At 28.4% G+C, this 17,801-nt stretch carries 16 protein-coding genes; all 16 read left to right on the forward strand.

Annotated elements, in window-relative coordinates; all coding sequences use genetic code 11:
* The first annotated feature begins 32 nt into the window (after positions 1 to 32).
* The 16 genes from rfbA to NNL09_RS07845 all read left to right on the forward strand — a co-directional run bounded on the left by rfbA (position 33) and on the right by NNL09_RS07845 (position 17,795).
* Positions 33 to 890, forward strand: a complete 858-nt coding sequence (gene rfbA, locus NNL09_RS07770; RefSeq protein ID WP_025665462.1) for a glucose-1-phosphate thymidylyltransferase RfbA — start codon at positions 33 to 35, stop codon at positions 888 to 890.
* Between the two features lies 1 nt (position 891).
* Positions 892 to 1,437, forward strand: coding sequence for a dTDP-4-dehydrorhamnose 3,5-epimerase (gene rfbC, locus NNL09_RS07775; RefSeq protein WP_196911043.1), 546 nt, complete (start codon positions 892 to 894; stop codon positions 1,435 to 1,437).
* A 346-nt stretch (positions 1,438 to 1,783) separates the two neighbouring features.
* The gene (locus NNL09_RS07780; RefSeq protein WP_196911042.1) at positions 1,784 to 2,830 is read left to right on the forward strand and encodes a hypothetical protein; all 1,047 of its coding nucleotides are present in this window, start codon (positions 1,784 to 1,786) and stop codon (positions 2,828 to 2,830) included.
* Between the two features lie 17 nt (positions 2,831 to 2,847).
* Positions 2,848 to 3,720 carry a dTDP-4-dehydrorhamnose reductase gene (gene rfbD / locus NNL09_RS07785; protein WP_196911041.1) on the forward strand — a complete coding sequence of 291 codons (873 nt, stop codon included), beginning with the start codon at positions 2,848 to 2,850 and terminating at the stop codon, positions 3,718 to 3,720.
* A complete protein-coding gene (wecB, locus tag NNL09_RS07790; protein ID WP_196911040.1) occupies positions 3,717 to 4,841 on the forward strand; it encodes a non-hydrolyzing UDP-N-acetylglucosamine 2-epimerase in 1,125 nt (374 codons plus the stop codon). The genes rfbD and wecB overlap by 4 nt, the downstream gene beginning before the upstream one ends.
* Before the next feature lie 2 nt (positions 4,842 to 4,843).
* The gene (gene wecC, locus NNL09_RS07795) at positions 4,844 to 6,064 is read left to right on the forward strand and encodes a UDP-N-acetyl-D-mannosamine dehydrogenase (RefSeq protein ID WP_196911039.1); all 1,221 of its coding nucleotides are present in this window, start codon (positions 4,844 to 4,846) and stop codon (positions 6,062 to 6,064) included.
* 4 nt (positions 6,065 to 6,068) lie between these two features.
* Positions 6,069 to 7,454, forward strand: a complete 1,386-nt coding sequence (locus NNL09_RS07800) for a hypothetical protein (protein WP_196911038.1) — start codon at positions 6,069 to 6,071, stop codon at positions 7,452 to 7,454.
* 571 nt (positions 7,455 to 8,025) lie between these two features.
* The gene (locus tag NNL09_RS07805; RefSeq protein ID WP_231389215.1) at positions 8,026 to 8,667 is read left to right on the forward strand and encodes an O-antigen ligase; all 642 of its coding nucleotides are present in this window, start codon (positions 8,026 to 8,028) and stop codon (positions 8,665 to 8,667) included.
* A 64-nt stretch (positions 8,668 to 8,731) separates the two neighbouring features.
* Complete coding sequence (locus NNL09_RS07810) at positions 8,732 to 9,604, forward strand: hypothetical protein (RefSeq protein ID WP_196911036.1); 873 nt, start codon at positions 8,732 to 8,734, stop codon at positions 9,602 to 9,604.
* Positions 9,588 to 10,901 (forward strand): oligosaccharide flippase family protein, encoded by a 1,314-nt coding sequence (locus NNL09_RS07815; protein ID WP_196911035.1) that lies wholly within the window; start codon positions 9,588 to 9,590, stop codon positions 10,899 to 10,901. Before NNL09_RS07810 ends, NNL09_RS07815 begins: the two co-directional genes overlap by 17 nt.
* 40 nt (positions 10,902 to 10,941) lie before the next feature.
* On the forward strand, positions 10,942 to 12,834 hold the full coding sequence (gene asnB, locus NNL09_RS07820) for an asparagine synthase (glutamine-hydrolyzing) (RefSeq protein ID WP_196911034.1): 1,893 nt from the start codon (positions 10,942 to 10,944) through the stop codon (positions 12,832 to 12,834).
* A gap of 36 nt (positions 12,835 to 12,870) precedes the next feature.
* Entirely contained in the window at positions 12,871 to 13,908 is a 1,038-nt protein-coding gene (locus NNL09_RS07825; RefSeq protein ID WP_196911033.1) for a glycosyltransferase family 4 protein, read from the forward strand.
* A gap of 44 nt (positions 13,909 to 13,952) precedes the next feature.
* Positions 13,953 to 14,723, forward strand: a complete 771-nt coding sequence (rfbF, locus tag NNL09_RS07830; protein WP_196911032.1) for a glucose-1-phosphate cytidylyltransferase — start codon at positions 13,953 to 13,955, stop codon at positions 14,721 to 14,723.
* Positions 14,708 to 15,808, forward strand: coding sequence for a CDP-glucose 4,6-dehydratase (gene rfbG / locus NNL09_RS07835; RefSeq protein WP_196911031.1), 1,101 nt, complete (start codon positions 14,708 to 14,710; stop codon positions 15,806 to 15,808). Before rfbF ends, rfbG begins: the two co-directional genes overlap by 16 nt.
* A 168-nt stretch (positions 15,809 to 15,976) precedes the next feature.
* Positions 15,977 to 16,795 (forward strand): NAD-dependent epimerase/dehydratase family protein, encoded by an 819-nt coding sequence (locus NNL09_RS07840; RefSeq protein ID WP_196911030.1) that lies wholly within the window; start codon positions 15,977 to 15,979, stop codon positions 16,793 to 16,795.
* A gap of 16 nt (positions 16,796 to 16,811) precedes the next feature.
* Complete coding sequence (locus tag NNL09_RS07845; RefSeq protein WP_196911029.1) at positions 16,812 to 17,795, forward strand: glycosyltransferase family 2 protein; 984 nt, start codon at positions 16,812 to 16,814, stop codon at positions 17,793 to 17,795.
* Positions 17,796 to 17,801: the final 6 nt, after the last annotated feature.

A 17,801-nucleotide genomic window follows, 5' to 3' on the forward strand; every position in this document is an offset into this window, starting at 1 on the left:
TGAATGACTATTTCATACAATACATTATAGCAATGAAAGGAATAATATTAGCAGGAGGATCGGGAACACGTTTACATCCGCTTACACTAGCGATTAGTAAACAATTAATGCCGGTTTATGACAAACCAATGATATATTATCCTCTTTCTACATTGATTGCTGCAGGAATTAGAGAGATTTTAATTATCTCTACTCCTCAAGACTTACCATTATTCGAAAAACTATTGGGTGATGGCAAAACCTATGGTTGTCGATTTGAGTATGCTGTTCAGGATCAACCTAATGGACTAGCAGAAGCTTTTATTATTGGCGAAAAATTTATTGGCGATGATAAAGTAGCCTTAATACTTGGAGATAATATATTTTATGGATCTGGATTAGAAAAACTGTTAGAAAACAATAATGATCCCGATGGTGGTATTATATATGCTTATCATGTTCAAGATCCAGAACGATATGGAGTTGTTGATTTTGATAAGAATGGAAAAGTTACTTCGATAGAAGAAAAACCAAAACAACCAAAATCAAATTATGCCGTACCAGGAATTTACTTTTATGATAATAAAGTAGTAGAAATTGCCAAAGCCATTATGCCAAGTGCTCGAGGAGAATTAGAAATTACCGATGTAAACAATGTATATCTGCAACAAGGAAAATTAAAAGTAAGCATACTTGATAAAGGTACAGCCTGGTTAGACACAGGAACATTTAACTCTCTTATGCAAGCAAGTCAATTTGTTCAGGTTATAGAAGAACGACAAGGACTTAAAATTGGAGCTATAGAAGAAATAGCATATAAAAAAGGTTTTATTGATAAAAATCAGCTTCAGGAATTAGCAAAACCATTATTAAAAAGCGGCTATGGTAAATATTTATTACAACTAGATTAAGATGGAAATTCAATCTACATTTATTGACGGATGTTTTGTCCTTAAACCCAGAGTATTTGATGATAAAAGAGGCTCTTTTTTTGAGAGTTTTAATCAAAAAATATTCGAAGAAATTACTGGGCTAAAGGTCGATTTTATACAAGACAACCAATCTATTTCTAAAAGAGGAGTGCTTAGAGGGTTGCATTTTCAAACGGGTGACTATACGCAAGCAAAATTGGTTAGGGCAGTTAAAGGAGAAGTATTGGATGTGGTTGTTGACCTAAGACCTCATTCTAAAACATATAAAGAACACTTTTCTATTGTGTTAAATGATCATAATAATTTTCAGCTATTCGTTCCCAGAGGTTTTGCACATGGATTTATTACATTGAGTGAAAGCGCAATTTTTAGCTATAAATGTGATAACTATTATCATAAATCTTCAGAATCAGGAATCATATACAATGACCCTGACCTTTCAATTGATTGGAAATTAGATGCTTCTGAAATTCAATTGTCAGAAAAAGACAAAGATCTATCTTTTATAAAAGACTTAAAATTATAATACCTCAAGAATCACAAAAAGCACATTTGTTTTTTAAGAAAAATACGTGATGTTAAAAAAAATGTTAATGCGCTTTTTTGTTTAGTTTTTTTTATTAATTTGGCCCTAGTTTCTTTTAAAATTTTAGAAGAAAAACCTTAATTTTTTGGGAAAGCATAAATACTAGTGCTTTATAATTGGCGTTTTTCCTACCCTATCGTCAAAATAATAACATTTCATTGATTCTATAAATAAGAGATTTTTTATACATGTCTCCTGATTTTGAATCTGCGATATTATGTTGTTCAATTTTATTTAAAGTTTATCAGTTTTTTGGGCATAATTGCTCCTTAAAATAAATTAACCTATGACGACAAAAGAAAATACTTCAGAAGAAATTCACTTAGGAGAATTATTTAGATTGATTGGTAATGCTCTTAATAGATGTATTAAGTTTATTGATAAGATTTTTAAAAATCTTTTTCACCTTTTTATCCTTTTTCTTAAGCTTATAAGAACTCATTTTTTAAAATTTGTAACTGTTGCATTTATAGGAGCTATAATAGGAGGGTACTTAGATTATAGGTCATTACCCGTATATAAATCTTCTATGATTATAGAGCCCAATTTTAATAGCGTTCAACAACTATACAACAATATTGAGTTTTATAATCAATTAGCAGAGCATCGAGAAAGTAAAGCCTTATCTGAGGCCTTACAAATTAGTGAAAACGAAGCATCATATATTAAAAAAGTTATAATAGAATCATTTTCTGATGAAACACAACGAATAAAACAGTTTAGTGAATTCATTAGTGGATTAGATTCTATATCTCAAAAACAAGTAGATTATGAGTATTATTTAAAGAATTTTAATGATATCAATGCAAAGTTTCATAGAATACAAATAGAAGCAACTTCTCCAGAAATAGCAAAACGATGCCAGAAAGCAATTGTAACATCAATAGAGAATAATGAATATTTTAGACTACAAAAAGAAATTAACGATCGTAATATTGCCCTTAAAGATTCGGTTATAGACATTCAACAAGAAGAAATTAATGATTTACAAGCTTTTTATAAGAAGATAAAAATTATGGAAGCTCAAAAACCTGAAGGGACTACTAATATTAACTTAGCAGAAAATCAACCGGATCAGGTATCAGAGATCGAATTACTAAACCAGGCAGGGAAACTAAAAGACGAAAAAATTGAATTAAATAATGAAAAAGCAAATACGAAGAATACCATTAATATTATTTCAGAATTCCCTAATAAAGGAGCCTTGGTAAATGATTTTATGAATAAAAAGATCGTATTGATACCAATAGTATTTGTTACTATCTTATTTTTGATCTTAATTCTTATTTCATTAAATAGGTATTTAATGAATTATGATAAATTAAATACGTGAATTTGGTAAGATAATAGATGGAAAAAAAATCGAAGAAAAACAATGTTTTGATTACAGGATCGAGTGGTCAATTAGGGCAATGCATAGAAAAAATTAAGAAAAACTATCCTGAATTACAATTGTATTTTGCCAGTTCTGAAGTTTTAGATATCACAAAAAATGAAGAAGTACAACGTTTTTTTAAGGATAACTCATTTAATTTTGTAGTGAATTGTGCTGCATATACAAACGTAGATCAAGCAGAAAAAGAACCTGAAAAAGCGTTTTTGATAAATGCCGAAGGGGTGAAAAATTTAGCAGAAGTATGTAAAGAAAATGAGATAGTTTTAGTTCATATTTCTACTGACTATGTTTTTGACGGTTCTAAAGAAACTCCTTATACCGAAGAAGATACTCCAAACCCCATTAATGAGTACGGAAAATCAAAATTAGCTGGAGAACAATACATCCAAAAAAAATTGGACAAATATTTTATCATTAGAACATCATGGTTGTATTCTGAATTTGGACATAATTTTTTTAAAACAATTCTGAAAAAATCTAAAACCGAACAAGAACTAACTATTGTAACCTCAGAAACAGGTACTCCAACAAATGCTAATGACTTGGCAAAGTTTATATTGAATATGATTATGATTAACCATCAAAAGTATGGTATTTACCACTTTAGTAATCTCGGTGAAGCTACTTGGTATGATTTTGCTAATGAAATATTAAGAGCTTCAGATAAACTTGACCATATAATGCTTAAAAAAACCGATAATTACCCTACTTTTGCACAAAGACCTAAGTATAGCGTTTTAAGTAAACAAAGATTAGAAAATACTTTTGATTTAAGAGTTTTAAATTGGAAGCAATCACTAATGAATTTATATTCAAATATTCAATGAAAAAAAACCTAATTGTTTTTGGAACAAGACCTGAAGCTATTAAAATGGCACCTTTAGTTAAAGAGTTTCAAAAACATTCAGATATTTTTGAGACAAGAATTTGTATTACAGCTCAGCATCGGGAAATGCTGGATCAGGTATTATCATTTTTCGAGATTACACCTAATTATGATCTCAATTTAATGAAACCCAATCAGAATTTGTATACACTTACTGCAGATATTATTGTGGGGCTAAAGCCAATTCTTGAAGAGTTTAAACCTGATTATGTATATGTTCATGGCGATACTACAACTACAATGGCTTCTAGTATAGCTGCTTTTTATTCTGGAGCTAAAGTTTGTCATGTTGAAGCAGGTTTAAGGACATTTAATATGAAATCTCCATTTCCTGAAGAAATGAATAGAAGTGTAACCGGAATAATTTCTGATGTTCATTTTTCTCCAACAGAAACTTCTAGACAGAATTTGATTAATGAAAATAAAGATTCTAATTCTATAATAATAACAGGAAACACTGTTATTGATGCTCTACAGTTTAGTGTTGAAAAAGTTAACACGGATCAGTTTAGGGATAAAGAAATAGAACAATTAAAAAAAGTTGTTCAGACAGATAAAAAATTGATACTTGTAACAGGGCATAGGAGAGAGAATCATGGGCAAGGATTTATTAATATTTGTGAAGCTTTGAAAAAAATTGCAACTGATAATTCAGAAACACAAATTATTTATCCAGTACATTTAAATCCAAATGTTCAGAAACCGGTATATGAACTTTTAGATAAAGTTGATAATATTAAATTAATATCACCCCTTTCTTACCCTGCATTTGTCTGGCTGATGAGTCAGTCCTATTTAATCATAACCGATAGTGGAGGAGTACAGGAAGAAGCTCCAAGTTTAGGAAAACCAGTTTTAGTGATGAGAGATACTACCGAAAGACCAGAAGCGGTTGAAGCCGGGACTGTGATTTTAGTGGGTACAGATAAGAATAGAATAATATCAGAAACACAGAGACTTTTAGAGGATAAAAGTTCATACGAAAATATGAGTAAGCTTCATAACCCTTATGGTGATGGAAGAGCTTGTCAAAGAATTGTAGAATATATTTCAAAAAATTAAGAATGGAGAGCAAACCAAGTGTCGTAATGATAGGTTTGGGGTATATAGGACTCCCAACAGCAGCATTAATAGCGCAAAGCAAAACATATGTTCATGGAGTTGATATTAATCAGACTGTTGTAGAAACAATTAACGCTGGAAAAATTCATATCGTTGAACCCGAATTAGATAAAGCAGTTGAAGAAGCAGTAAAAAATGGATATTTACGAGCTTCTGTAAAGCCTGTTGAAGCAGATACGTATCTCGTTGTCGTTCCTACCCCTTTTAAAGATAAAAATGAACCAGATATCTCTTTTGTAGAATCTGCAACTAGAGCTATAATACCTTTACTTAAAGAAGATGATCTATATATCATTGAATCTACGTCTCCTATAGGAACAACAGAAAAAATGATGCATTTAATATATACAGAACGACCTGAGCTAGAAGGAAAATTAAATATAGCATATTGTCCAGAGAGAGTTTTACCTGGTAATGTTATGTACGAATTAGTTCATAATGATAGAGTTATTGGAGGTATTGACGAGAAATCTACTAATAAGGCTTTAGATTTTTATAAAAAATATATTAAAGGAGACTTACACAAAACGAATGCCAGAACGGCCGAGATGTGTAAGTTAGTTGAAAACTCTTCTAGAGATGTACAAATTGCGTTTGCGAATGAATTATCTCTTATTTGTGATAAAGCAGATATTAATGTATGGGAACTTATTAATTTAGCAAATAAACATCCTAGAGTAAATATATTACAGCCTGGATGCGGAGTTGGTGGCCATTGTATAGCTGTGGATCCATATTTTATTGTCGCAGATTACCCTATGGAGTCACAGATCATAGGTAAAGCACGTGAAATAAATAATTATAAATCATTCTGGTGCGCAGAGAAAGTGAAAACAGCTAAACTGGAATTTGAATTGCAACATGGACGGAAACCAAGAATAGCATTGATGGGGTTAGCATTTAAACCAAATATTGATGATTTAAGAGAATCTCCAGCAAAATATATAGTGCAAAAAGTATTACAGAATGCTAACAATGAAGAATATTTTATTGTTGAACCTAATATTTTTGAGCATAAAGTTTTTAAACTGACAAATTATAAAGACGCAGTAGAGAAAGCTGATATTATAGTATACTTGGTTGCACATAAAGAGTTTAAAAATTTGAAATTGTCTAAAGAAAAGGTTGTTTTAGATTTTTGTGGAGTTAGAAAGGACAATTAAAACAGTGAATAAAGAAAAAACTTTAGCGTTATTAATAGGCTTACTTTTATGGAGCTTTATTCCTTTTTTTCTAGGACATGATATTGCTATTACTTTCTCGTCCTATAATTATCTGGGTTGCCTATTATTTCTTGTAGGTATAATGTTTTCTCTGAAAGGGTTTTCTAGGAATGTATTTGTTTTTTCACCTTCTTTCATTGCAGTAACTTATATTAACCTGAATTTTTTAATAGGAAGTATTGTTTTTCAAAGAGAATTAGTTTTTGATTTTTTATTAGAGCCTTATCAAAAATGGTCAAATTATAATTTGGTAATGGGTTATTTTAATTTGGCCAACTATGCAATTATTATTAGTTTTTTTTTCTCTTCAAAAATTTCACTTTCTTTTAAACATAAATTAATATGTGATTTAAGAAAATTCTCATCTGGTTTTCTTTTTTTAACGGGAATACTTGTAATAATCCCTTTCGTTTTTTTTGACGTGAATTTGGATTTTATTGGTGGAGAAGGATCTTTTTCGGATATATTTAGAACTATAGGAGCTATTATACTAATCGTAAATATATTTAGCTTTTCTAGTCTTAGGAAAAGATTATTATTTTATTTTATACTCTTATTTTGCTTCTCTATAATTTCTTGGGAAGATAAAAGAGATGCTATATTTCTATTGTTACCAATTCTAATTTTGGAATCAACTAGATTTAGGATAAAAGTAGATTTTAAAAAAGTTTTTTTGATTAGTGTTTCTACAATAGCAGTATTATATCTGATATTAGTTATGTCCATAACAAGAGGGTATGGAAACTTTAAAGCAAATAACTTTGCAGAGGCAAGCGGTTATGTATTGGATTATATTAATTCGAAAGATTTTATTCCTGGATTCATGAATAATCTTGAAATTTCTTATACATACATGCATTCTAATAATGCTGTAGAGCGGATTATCAAAGAACCTGATCTTTTGGCTTATGGAGAAACTATTATAAAACCTCTGTTTATCTTTATACCAAGGAGCATTTATAAAAATAAACCAAGAAGTATACTACATCAATATACTTATGCATTTTCTAAAGAGTATAGGAATAAAGGAGGCTCTTGGACAATCTCTTTTCAGTCGGAGATGTTCTGGAATTTTTCTTTCTTTGGAATTTTTGTTGGAGGTTTCTTTTTTTATGTGTTTAATATTATTTATCGTCAAATCTTAAAACTTATTAATAATAACAACATTATTAATTATATCCCATTGTTATATTTTTACGAAATACTATTAGTGTTATTTAGAGGTTCGGGAATCGATATGTTTTTAATATTCGTGATCATTTCATCAACTTTCTTCATGTTACTGAAATTAAATTTAAAATTGATACATGGTATTGTTAGAAAAGAATAATATAATTGTAACTACTTTATTATGCTTAGTGGCCTTTACATTACCTTTTGGATTTGTTAAAAATATCAATTCTATTTCGATAATATTATTGTCAATTTACGCGATATATATATCAATAACACAAAAAAAAATAGTAATTAATAAAAGTGCATTACAGGTATTGCCTATAGTATACTTCGTTTTCTTAGTTTTTTCTTTGACATATTCTGAGCATATTTATCAAGGAGTAAAACAAATAGAAAAAAATCTTTCTTTTTTGTTATTTCCTTTGATATTTTGGAGATTAGATAAATTTATTACTCAGACTACAAAAGATAGAATACTTTTGTCATTTGTAATAAGTAATATAATAGCCTTATTGATTTGCATATTTTATGCGACAATGGTTTATTATCAAAAGTCAGATATTAATCTTCTTATCAAGGGTTCTTTTTACTTTACAGAAATACTAGATATACATCCTACATATTTTTCGATGTACTTGGTGTTATGTATATGTGTTCTTAGGACATACTTATACAATACCAAATTAAAACTTAACATGGTTAGAAAAATTATTACAATTGTAATAATGATTTTTCTATTAGTCTCTATACTACATTTAAGAAGTAGAAGCGCAATATTGGGATTGATTTTAATAGGGGTTGTTTTGATGTGCAAAAGAATGATATATATGTATAAGAGTAATCAAAAAGTATTTTTAGGGATGCTTTTAGGAGGAATATTACTTTTCTTTTTCTTGCTCTTTTCTACTAGTGTTAAAAATAATTTATTAGAATATGCACAAGGGTATTTAAAAAGAGATACCAGTTGGGCATTAGAAGAAAGGTTAGATGGTTGGAGTGCTTCATTAGAGGCAGTTTCAGAATCGTATATTTTTGGCTATGGAATTGGAGATAGCCAAAAGGTTAGAGATAAATATTTTTATATTCATGGATTTGACGTTGGAATTGATAATGAATATAATTCTCACAATCAATATATTGAGATTCTTATTATTGGAGGAATATTTGGTCTTATCTTATTTTTAAGCATGTATTTTAAATTGATATTACTATACCTTAAGACATTTAATACGAATATTTTATGCTTTTTTCTACTACTCTTTGTGATTATGATCACAGAATCTATATTGGTGAGACAACATGGGATCGTCTTTTTTTCTTTTTTTTATATGTTATTTAATATAAGAATCGATGAGAAGAAAGGTTAAGTTTTATTTCATTTTATTTATTCATTTCACAATGTTTTCTCAGAAGAATTCTGAGGTAAAGAATTTGTTTAAAGAAAACTTTGTGATACGAGCTTTTGAATATAGTAAACAACACTATTTTGCTAGGTTAAGCTATAACAACCAAACTATTTATATTCAAAATTTAGTTCACCCCGATAAGAGAACTATAATTTTTTCTAATTCTAACAAAGGGGTTAAAACATTAGATTTTAGTTATGATGAAAATTATTTGATAAGCGGTAGTAATATAGGCACAATTGATGTTTGGGATATAAATAGTGGTAAGTTAAATAGAAGTATTAAGGTTCATCATGGTTCGGTAAATCGAGTTAAATTTTTACAAAAGGAATTATCTTTTATTAGTATCGGAAACGATGGGAAACTTTTTTGGACTAGCTTAAAAGAAGATGATAAACCATTTCTTATAGGAAGACATGAAGGTGTTATTAGAGATTTTGATGTTTCATGGGATGAAAAATATTTAGTAACTATTGGCAGTGATAATGTGTTGATTTTTTGGGATTTAAAAAATAAACAAATAATAAAATCATTAAAAATAACGGATGGGTCACCTTCAGCCGTTAGATTTTCATTAATATCCAATGATATTTTGGTTGGTAATGTTGAAGGGGTATTAAGTATATATAATAACGATCTACAAATTCAAGAAAAAATTAAAATACATGATAATGTAATTACGTCAATATGTTTACTTCCTAATGACCAATTCATCACTAGTAGTTTTGATGGTAGTATAAAAAAAATAAGGAAACAAGATTTTGACACTAAGGTTGTTTACAAAGCAACCTCATATATTATAAATGCAGTTGTTAAAAATAATATACTAACTTTTGCTAATAGAGAAGGAGAATTATTATCTCTAAAATTGACTTTGAATAATGATCTCAAAAATTAAAGAATATGTGACCTCAAAAGTTCTCTCAGATGATCTTTTGAGAAAATTTATTAGCGGTGCTTTTTGGTCCGTTTTAGGCAATGTTGTTGTTAAGGGCCTTTCTTTAACAGCTGGATTATTTGTAGCGCGATTTTTAGGAAGTATTAGTTTTGGTGAATTATCGATTATTAAATCAACATTGTCTGTATTTGGCCTTTTAGCTTCCTTTGGCATAGGATTTACAATTACTAAAATAATAGGTGAGAATGTTGAAAAAAATGTTGAAGAAGTAGGAGAAGTTATTTCTGCAACTAATATAATTATATTGGTTTCAGGCTTTATTTTTGGATTAATTTTGATAATATTTGCTCCATTTATATCAATATATTTGTATAAAAACGAAGCTATTATACTTCCATTGAGACTTTCAGGAGTCTTCCTTTTTTTTAATGCTATTAATATATATCAATTGGGTTTAATATCTGGTCTTCAATTATTTAAAGGCCTTGCTAAAATAAATGTTATTTTAGGTATTATTTCATTCCCTGTAATTTTATTATTTACTTATTTCTTTGGTTTACAAGGTACTCTTTTAGCAATGGTTGTTAATGCAACAATTGGGTGTTCTTTAAATTATTACCTAATTAAGAAAGAACAAAAAATCTTAGGAATAAAAATTCTTTATAAAAATTTAAGCAACAGAATAAGAAAAATTCTTAATTTTTCTTTACCACTAGCACTTAGAGAAATAATATATTCTTCAGGAAATTGGATCACGTATTATTTATTGTTAGAAAAATCGGGTTTTGGAGAAGTTGGGATTTTTAATTCTGCAAATCAATTATCCCAAATTATTTTGTTTTTACCCGGCGCTATACTAGGTGTTTCATTATCAATGCTCTCTACGCATAGAGGGAATGAAAAAAATTATGCTTCTTTAATAAAAAAGAGTTTATTGATTAATTTTGTAATCGTTGTTGTGGTTGGAATTTTTATCGCAATTTTTTCAGGATTGATTTATGATTTTTATGGTAATTCTTATGAAGGAGGGAGAGAAGTATTATATATTTTAATTTTATGTACTATACCAATGTCTTTTATAAGTGTTTTTGAACAAATTTGTATTTCATCTTCAAAACCAAACTTGGTAACAATATTTACTTTTATAGGGCAATTGTCCATTATAATTTCGGTAATTATTTTATTCTATTTTACTAAAAAAGCTGTATCCTTGGCGTACTCTTATTTAATTGGTTATTCTACATTTGCAATTGTAATGTATCTATTTTTAAAGAAGAAAAAAATATTAGTCTATTAATAAATTTAATTGACTGTTTTATGATTTAAATTTTATATAAATGTGTGGTATTTTAGGTGTACATAATTTAAGCAAACAAACAAATTATAAGCTTTTTGAAGAATCTCTTAGTTATATTAAGCATAGAGGGCCAGATTATGATCAGGCAAAACAAATTGACGAACATGTCATATTAGGACACACAAGGCTCTCGATTATCGATTTGTCTGAGGCTAATCATCAGCCATTTTCAATTGATGACAGATACACTCTTACTTTTAATGGAGAAATTTATAATTACATAGAAATAAAAGAAGAGCTTAAAGCAAAAGGCTTTGTTTTTAGAACCTCTGGAGACACTGAAGTTGTTTTACAATCTTTTATTTGTTGGGGAGAGGATTGTGTAAGTAAGTTTAATGGGATGTGGTCTTTCGCGATATATGATAAATTAAAAAATAAACTTTTTTGTTCAAGAGATCGATTTGGAATAAAACCATTCTGTTATTCTTATTCTGAAGATGAATTTATTTTTTCATCTGAAATTAAACCAATACTGAAATATAATCCGAATTTAAAAACACCAAATTACAATGTTATTGCAAATTATTGCTATAAGGGTTTAGGTGCACAATCAACACAAACATGGTTTGAAGGAGTTTATAGACTTTTACCAGCTCATAATTTGATTTGGGAAAACGGAAAACTTAATATCTATAAATATTGGGATTATCCAAAAGAAACAAATAAAACTTTATCATATGACGATGCAAAATTAGAGTTTGAAAAACTCTTTAAAGAATCTGTTAAACTAAGAATGCGTAGTGATGTAGAAGTAGGTAGTACTCTAACATCAGGTCTTGATTCTTCCTCTATAGTTGGAGTAATTAGTAAGATGGGATATAAAGGAATTAATACTTTTACCGCTTATAGTAAGTCTGACGAATTTACTCAAAATGATAAAAGTGTATATAAGGAAGGAATAGATTTAGATGAATCTAAGGTTGTAAAAAAATTAAATAAGGATTTTGAAACAAAACCTAATTTAATAAATGTTTCTTTTCAAAATTATGTAGAAAGACTTACAGATATAATTTACTTTTTAGAATCTGGACATTCTTCTCCTGCAACTGTAGCTATTCATCAAGTTTATAAAGATGCGAAAACAAAAATTAAAGTACTAATGGAAGGGCAAGGTGCAGATGAACTTTTAGCAGGATATGTTATAGATATTGCACCTTATCACATTATAGCTTTAGTAAAAAAAGGAAAGCTTTTAAGAGCTTTTAAGGAGTTTAAAGTTTTTAGTAATATTTATTCTGTAAAATATCTGTTTTTGTTGTTTTTAAGATCATTTGATAATAAAAGATTGAACTTTTTGAAAAATTTAATTCAAGGAATAGATATTTTTAATAATGATCGATTTTCATTCTCTTACTTGAAAGAAAATAAATCAAAAATTAATGAATTGGATGATAGTGTTAACAAAGTTTTGTATGGTCAACACACCAACGGATTAGTAAATTTATTGCATTATGGAGATGCTTTATCGATGTCACAAGGAATTGAAAGTCGACTACCATTTATGGATTATAGATTAGTTGAATTAGCATTTAAATTACCGTATGATTTTAAATTTAGTGGTATGAAAGGAAAACTAATTCAAAGAGAAGCTTTGGAAAATTATCTCCCAGAGTACATTTCAAAGTCCTTAATAAAAATTGGATTTGCAATACCAATGGATAAGATTATTAATACATCAAAAGAAATAGAAGATATTCTGGTAAATTATAATTATGACAATTTTTTTAACAATAAAAATATTTCTAAAATGCTTACTCTAAATAGAACAGGAAAGAAAAATTTTTCTTCAATGCTTTTTAAGATTTTGTCAGCAAAATTATGGTTTAAAATATTTATGGAAGAAGAAGGATTAAAAATACCAAAAAGTAATTAGGAGTATTTGATTGGTACAGTATATTATAAAAATTGGATGAAAAAAGTTCTGATATTACAAAACACAATTTTACATTATAGGAAAGCATTATATAATGAATTGTCCAAAAACTATGATGTAACTATTTTACATTCTGGAAAAGTTAGCAAAAACCAAGATGATTATTACAATGAAATAGTATGTAAAAACAAAAAAATAGGACCTTTCTATCTTCAAACTAAAGTTTTGTCTGAGGTTAGGAAACATAAATACGATGCTATTATTTCAATGTTTGATATAAGATGGATATGCAATATTGTAGCAATGTATACTCATAGAAGACAAGCAAAATTCATATGGTGGGGTGCTTGGATTACAGATAATAAATTAGCTAATAAAATAAGGTTATATCTAACAAACAAAAAACACAATAGCATTTTATATACCGAAGATGCTAAAGAAAGTTTTGTAAAACTTGGAGTTAATAAAAACAAACTTTTTGTAGCAAATAACACCTTCGATGTTGGAAAACGAAAGAAATGCTATTTGCATGAAAACAAAAATAGCATATTGTTTGTAGGAAGCTTGAACGAAAGAAAAGAAAATGATGTCTTGATAAAGGCATTTAATAGTATAAAAAATGAAATAAGAAAAGATATTAATTTGGTTTTTGTGGGAGATGGGAAAGAGGAAGATTATTTAAAAGCCCTTGTACAAGAATTGCAATTGAATGAAAGAGTTATTTTCATAGGAAGAATAAATGATGCAGATAGATTAATTGATTTTTATAAAGAAGCTATTGTATCAGTTTCCTTTGGCCAAGCTGGTTTATCGGTACTTCAAAGTTTTGGGTTTGGAGTTCCTTTTGTAACTAAGAGAAATGCCATTAGCGGAGGTGAAAAAACCAACATAAAGCATGGTGAGAATGGTTTTTTCTCCGAAGATAATATTACGTCCTTAGAAAGTATTCTGATTAGACTTATTAATGACATAGAATATTCAAGAAAATTAGGGAAGTTTGCGTACGAATATTATACAAATTTTTGTACTATTGAAAATATGGCAAAAGGAATGGTTTCAGCCATCGAAAATTAGCAAATAAGCCCTAAAAAATATTTTTTAACTTAAAAAACTTATAAATGAAGGTATTAATATTAGCAGGTGGTCTAGGGACAAGAATCTCTGAAGAAACACATCTTAAGCCCAAACCTATGATTGAAATAGGAGAAAAGCCAATACTGTGGCATATTATGAAAAGTTATTCCTATTATGGATACAATGATTTCGTAATTCTACTTGGATATAAAGGGTATATAATTAAAGAATATTTTATGAACTATTTTATTCATCAATCTGATATCACAGTAGATTTATCAGAGAATAAAACTGTAATACATAAAATTAATGCAGAACCTTGGAAAATAACTTTATTAGATACGGGATTAAATACGATGACAGGTGGAAGAGTATTAAGAGCTAAAGATTATATTAATGATGAACCCTTTATGTTAACATATGGTGATGGAGTTTCAGATGTTAATATAAAAGAATTAGTTTCCTATCATATGTCTCATAAAGGGAGTGTTACTATGACATCTGTACAACCCGACGGTAGATTTGGGGCATTAAAGATAGGTGAGAACAATGAAGTTAATGAGTTTTTAGAAAAGCCCAAGGGTGATGGTGCTTGGATTAATGGAGGATTTTTTGTTTGTGACCCCAAAGTTCTTGATTATATAGATAATGATGAGTCTATTTTTGAAAGAAAACCTCTTGAAAAACTTGCGAAAGATGGAGAATTATATGCTTATAAACATAGAGGTTTTTGGAAACCTATGGATACTTTAAGAGATAAAAAACAGTTAGAAGAGATGTTTTCAACAGGTAAAGCACAATGGAAAAAATGGTAGAACTTAAAAACCTTTTCAAAGGGTATTATCAAGGTAAAAAGGTTTTTATAACTGGTCATACAGGATTTAAAGGATCTTGGATGAGTTTATTGCTTAGTAAATTAGGAGCAGAAGTATATGGTTATGCATTAGATCCTTACACAGAACCAAATTTATTTGAAAGTGCTCAAATAGGTGAGTTAATTACATCTTATATTGGTGATATCAGAGATTATTCAAATTTATTTGATAAGATGAATGAAGTTAAGCCTGATGTTGTAATACACATGGCAGCTCAACCTTTGGTAAGAGAATCTTATAGAAAACCTTTAGAAACTTATGAAGTAAATGTAATGGGGACGGCGAATTTGCTTGAAGCAGTTCGACAAGTTGGAGGAGTGAAAGTAACACTAAACGTTACAACAGATAAATGCTACGAAAACAAAGAATGGTATTGGGGTTATAGAGAAAATGAAGCTTTAGGAGGTAAAGACCCTTATTCAAGTAGTAAGGCATGTTCCGAATTAGTTACCTCGTCATTTAGAGACTCTTTTTTTAATCCTGATGATATAAAACTTCATAATATGTCTTTGGTCTCTGCAAGAGCAGGTAATGTAATAGGTGGAGGTGATTGGTCTGATGATAGATTAATACCAGATTTTTTAAGGGCTATTATTAATAATAAAAACATTGAAATTAGAAATCCAAATGCTATAAGACCATGGCAACATGTATTAGAATGTTTGTCTGGATATTTAACTTTGATTGAAAAAACATCAAATAATCGTGAAAAATATTTTGGTGCCTGGAATTTTGGACCAGATGAATCTAATTGTAGGAATGTAGAATGGATTGTTGGTAAATTATGTGAGTTGTGGGGAAATTCTGCATCCTATAGTATTACTCCAGATAATATTTATCATGAAGCTAATTATTTAAAGTTGGACTGTTCTAAAGCTAAAAACGAACTTAATTGGTTTCCTAAATGGGATATTGATAAAACTTTAGAAAAAACTGTAGAATGGAACAAATCTTTTATGGAAGAAGGAGATGCAAGGAAAGTTTGTTTCCAACAGATTGAAGAATTTTTTATAAATACAAAATAAGATTTGAAGTTAAACCTCTTTTTAGAATAATACTAATGTTTGTGCCTGGTAAAGTATTTTTGTATGTGTAAAAATATTTGACTATCTAAAGTAACTTAGTAATTGAAATGTTTGAGTATTAATTGATTTACAAAAAAATCAAAATTAATGGTAAGTGATAATCTAAAAATGGAAAGATCTATTTTTATTATAGGTGCATCTTCAAAATTATCTCAATCAATAAGAGAAATATATAGCGAAGATAAAATATGCGATGTTTATCGGGATACTTATACAAGTTGGATTGGTGAGAATTCACAAAATATTATACAAACATTTTTTGAAAATAGGATTTCTAATAATAGTATAATATTTATTACTGCTGCCATTTTAAATCCAAAGACCCCTTTTCAAGAAGTGTTTGATATGAATTACAACCTACCAGTAAATATCATAGAGTCTTTAACAGAATATAATCCTAGAATTGTGACTTTAGGGACAATTTTAGAAAAGCTAGGTCCGTCAAATAACAACTACGTTAGTAGCAAAATAAAATTATCAACCAAAATAGAGTCTCTGATTAAGAAAAATTTACGCATTACCCATTTTAGATTACATACACTTTATGGAAAAGGTTATCCAAATGAGTTTATGTTTTTGGGACAAATTTTTTATGCTATCAAAAACAAAACTGATTTTCATATGTCTTCTGGAGAACAAATTAGGGAATATCATCACTATGATGATGTTGTTTCATCAATTAATACTTTTTTAGACAATGAAACTAGTGGTATTGTTGAAATTACATTTGGAAATGGAATGGCAATTAAAGATTTAGCAATTAAAATATTCGATTTTTTTGAAAAAAGTGAATTATTAAAAATTGGATCGAAAAATCTAGACTTTAAAGAAAAATTTCAAAATGATTACAAAAAAAATGAAGATATAAAAATTGATTTTAAAGAACCAATAAGTGGAATCACAAAATACTTAAAAACAATAATTTAATTGTGATATTGAAAATATGGATCAAACTAAACAATCAACAATAAATAAAAGCTTAACTATTGCTATTCCCACATACAATAGATGTGTTTTTTTAGATGAAAACCTTAAAAGAATTCAAAATCAATTCAATGATAATATTGATATATTGATTTGTGACAATGCAAGTACTGACCAAACATCAGAAGTTGTCCAAAAATACTTGGATCAAGGATTACCGATACGATATTTTAAAAACACTGAAAATTTTGGTTGGGAGAAGAATTTTGAACTTTGTTTCAAAAGGTCTATAGGAAAATATACTATGCTTATCGGAGATGATGATTTTATTGTTGAAAACGGAATAGACTTAATTTTGAGATCTATTGATAATGAAAAAATAGACTTGCTTTTTTGTAGAGCCTTTGGTTTTGATAAGCTTCCTCCAGAAAATAAAAATAAATTTAACTCTCCCGCAAAGCATTACGATCTCGAATCGTTTTTAGAAAAAACAATACTACAATTTAGATTATTATCTTCGTATGTTATTAAATCTGAATATATCGAATCTAGCGGTAGTTTTACGGGTAATTTTGCACATCTTCATGTTATTTTCAATGTGTTGCTTAAAGGATCAAATTTTTCTATTATAAATGACAAGATTATTGCCTGTAAAAAAGATAATTCAGATTTTGACCAGAGAACAAACTTCAGTGATATATATATGAAAGAATTTTTTGAATTATATAGGAGTTATTTATCGCAAAAAGTTTCGGCTCGTAATAACGAATCTGTAGAAAGAATAATGTTATACGAATATTATCCAAAATACATATTTAAAATGAGGATAAATATGCTAAAAAATGACCCGAAACTTGAAGAAAATTTCGTGAAAATTTTTAGTAATCATAAATCCTATAATTTTTTGAATTTTGTTTTTCTTAAGAAAAATATCTTAACCACTATTATACTATTTCTAATAATTCTCTATTATCAAATTATACGAATCATTAGAGGATACTAACTATAT

This window comes from Aquimarina sp. EL_43 (assembly GCF_943422735.1).
Lineage (GTDB): Bacteria > Bacteroidota > Bacteroidia > Flavobacteriales > Flavobacteriaceae > Aquimarina > Aquimarina megaterium.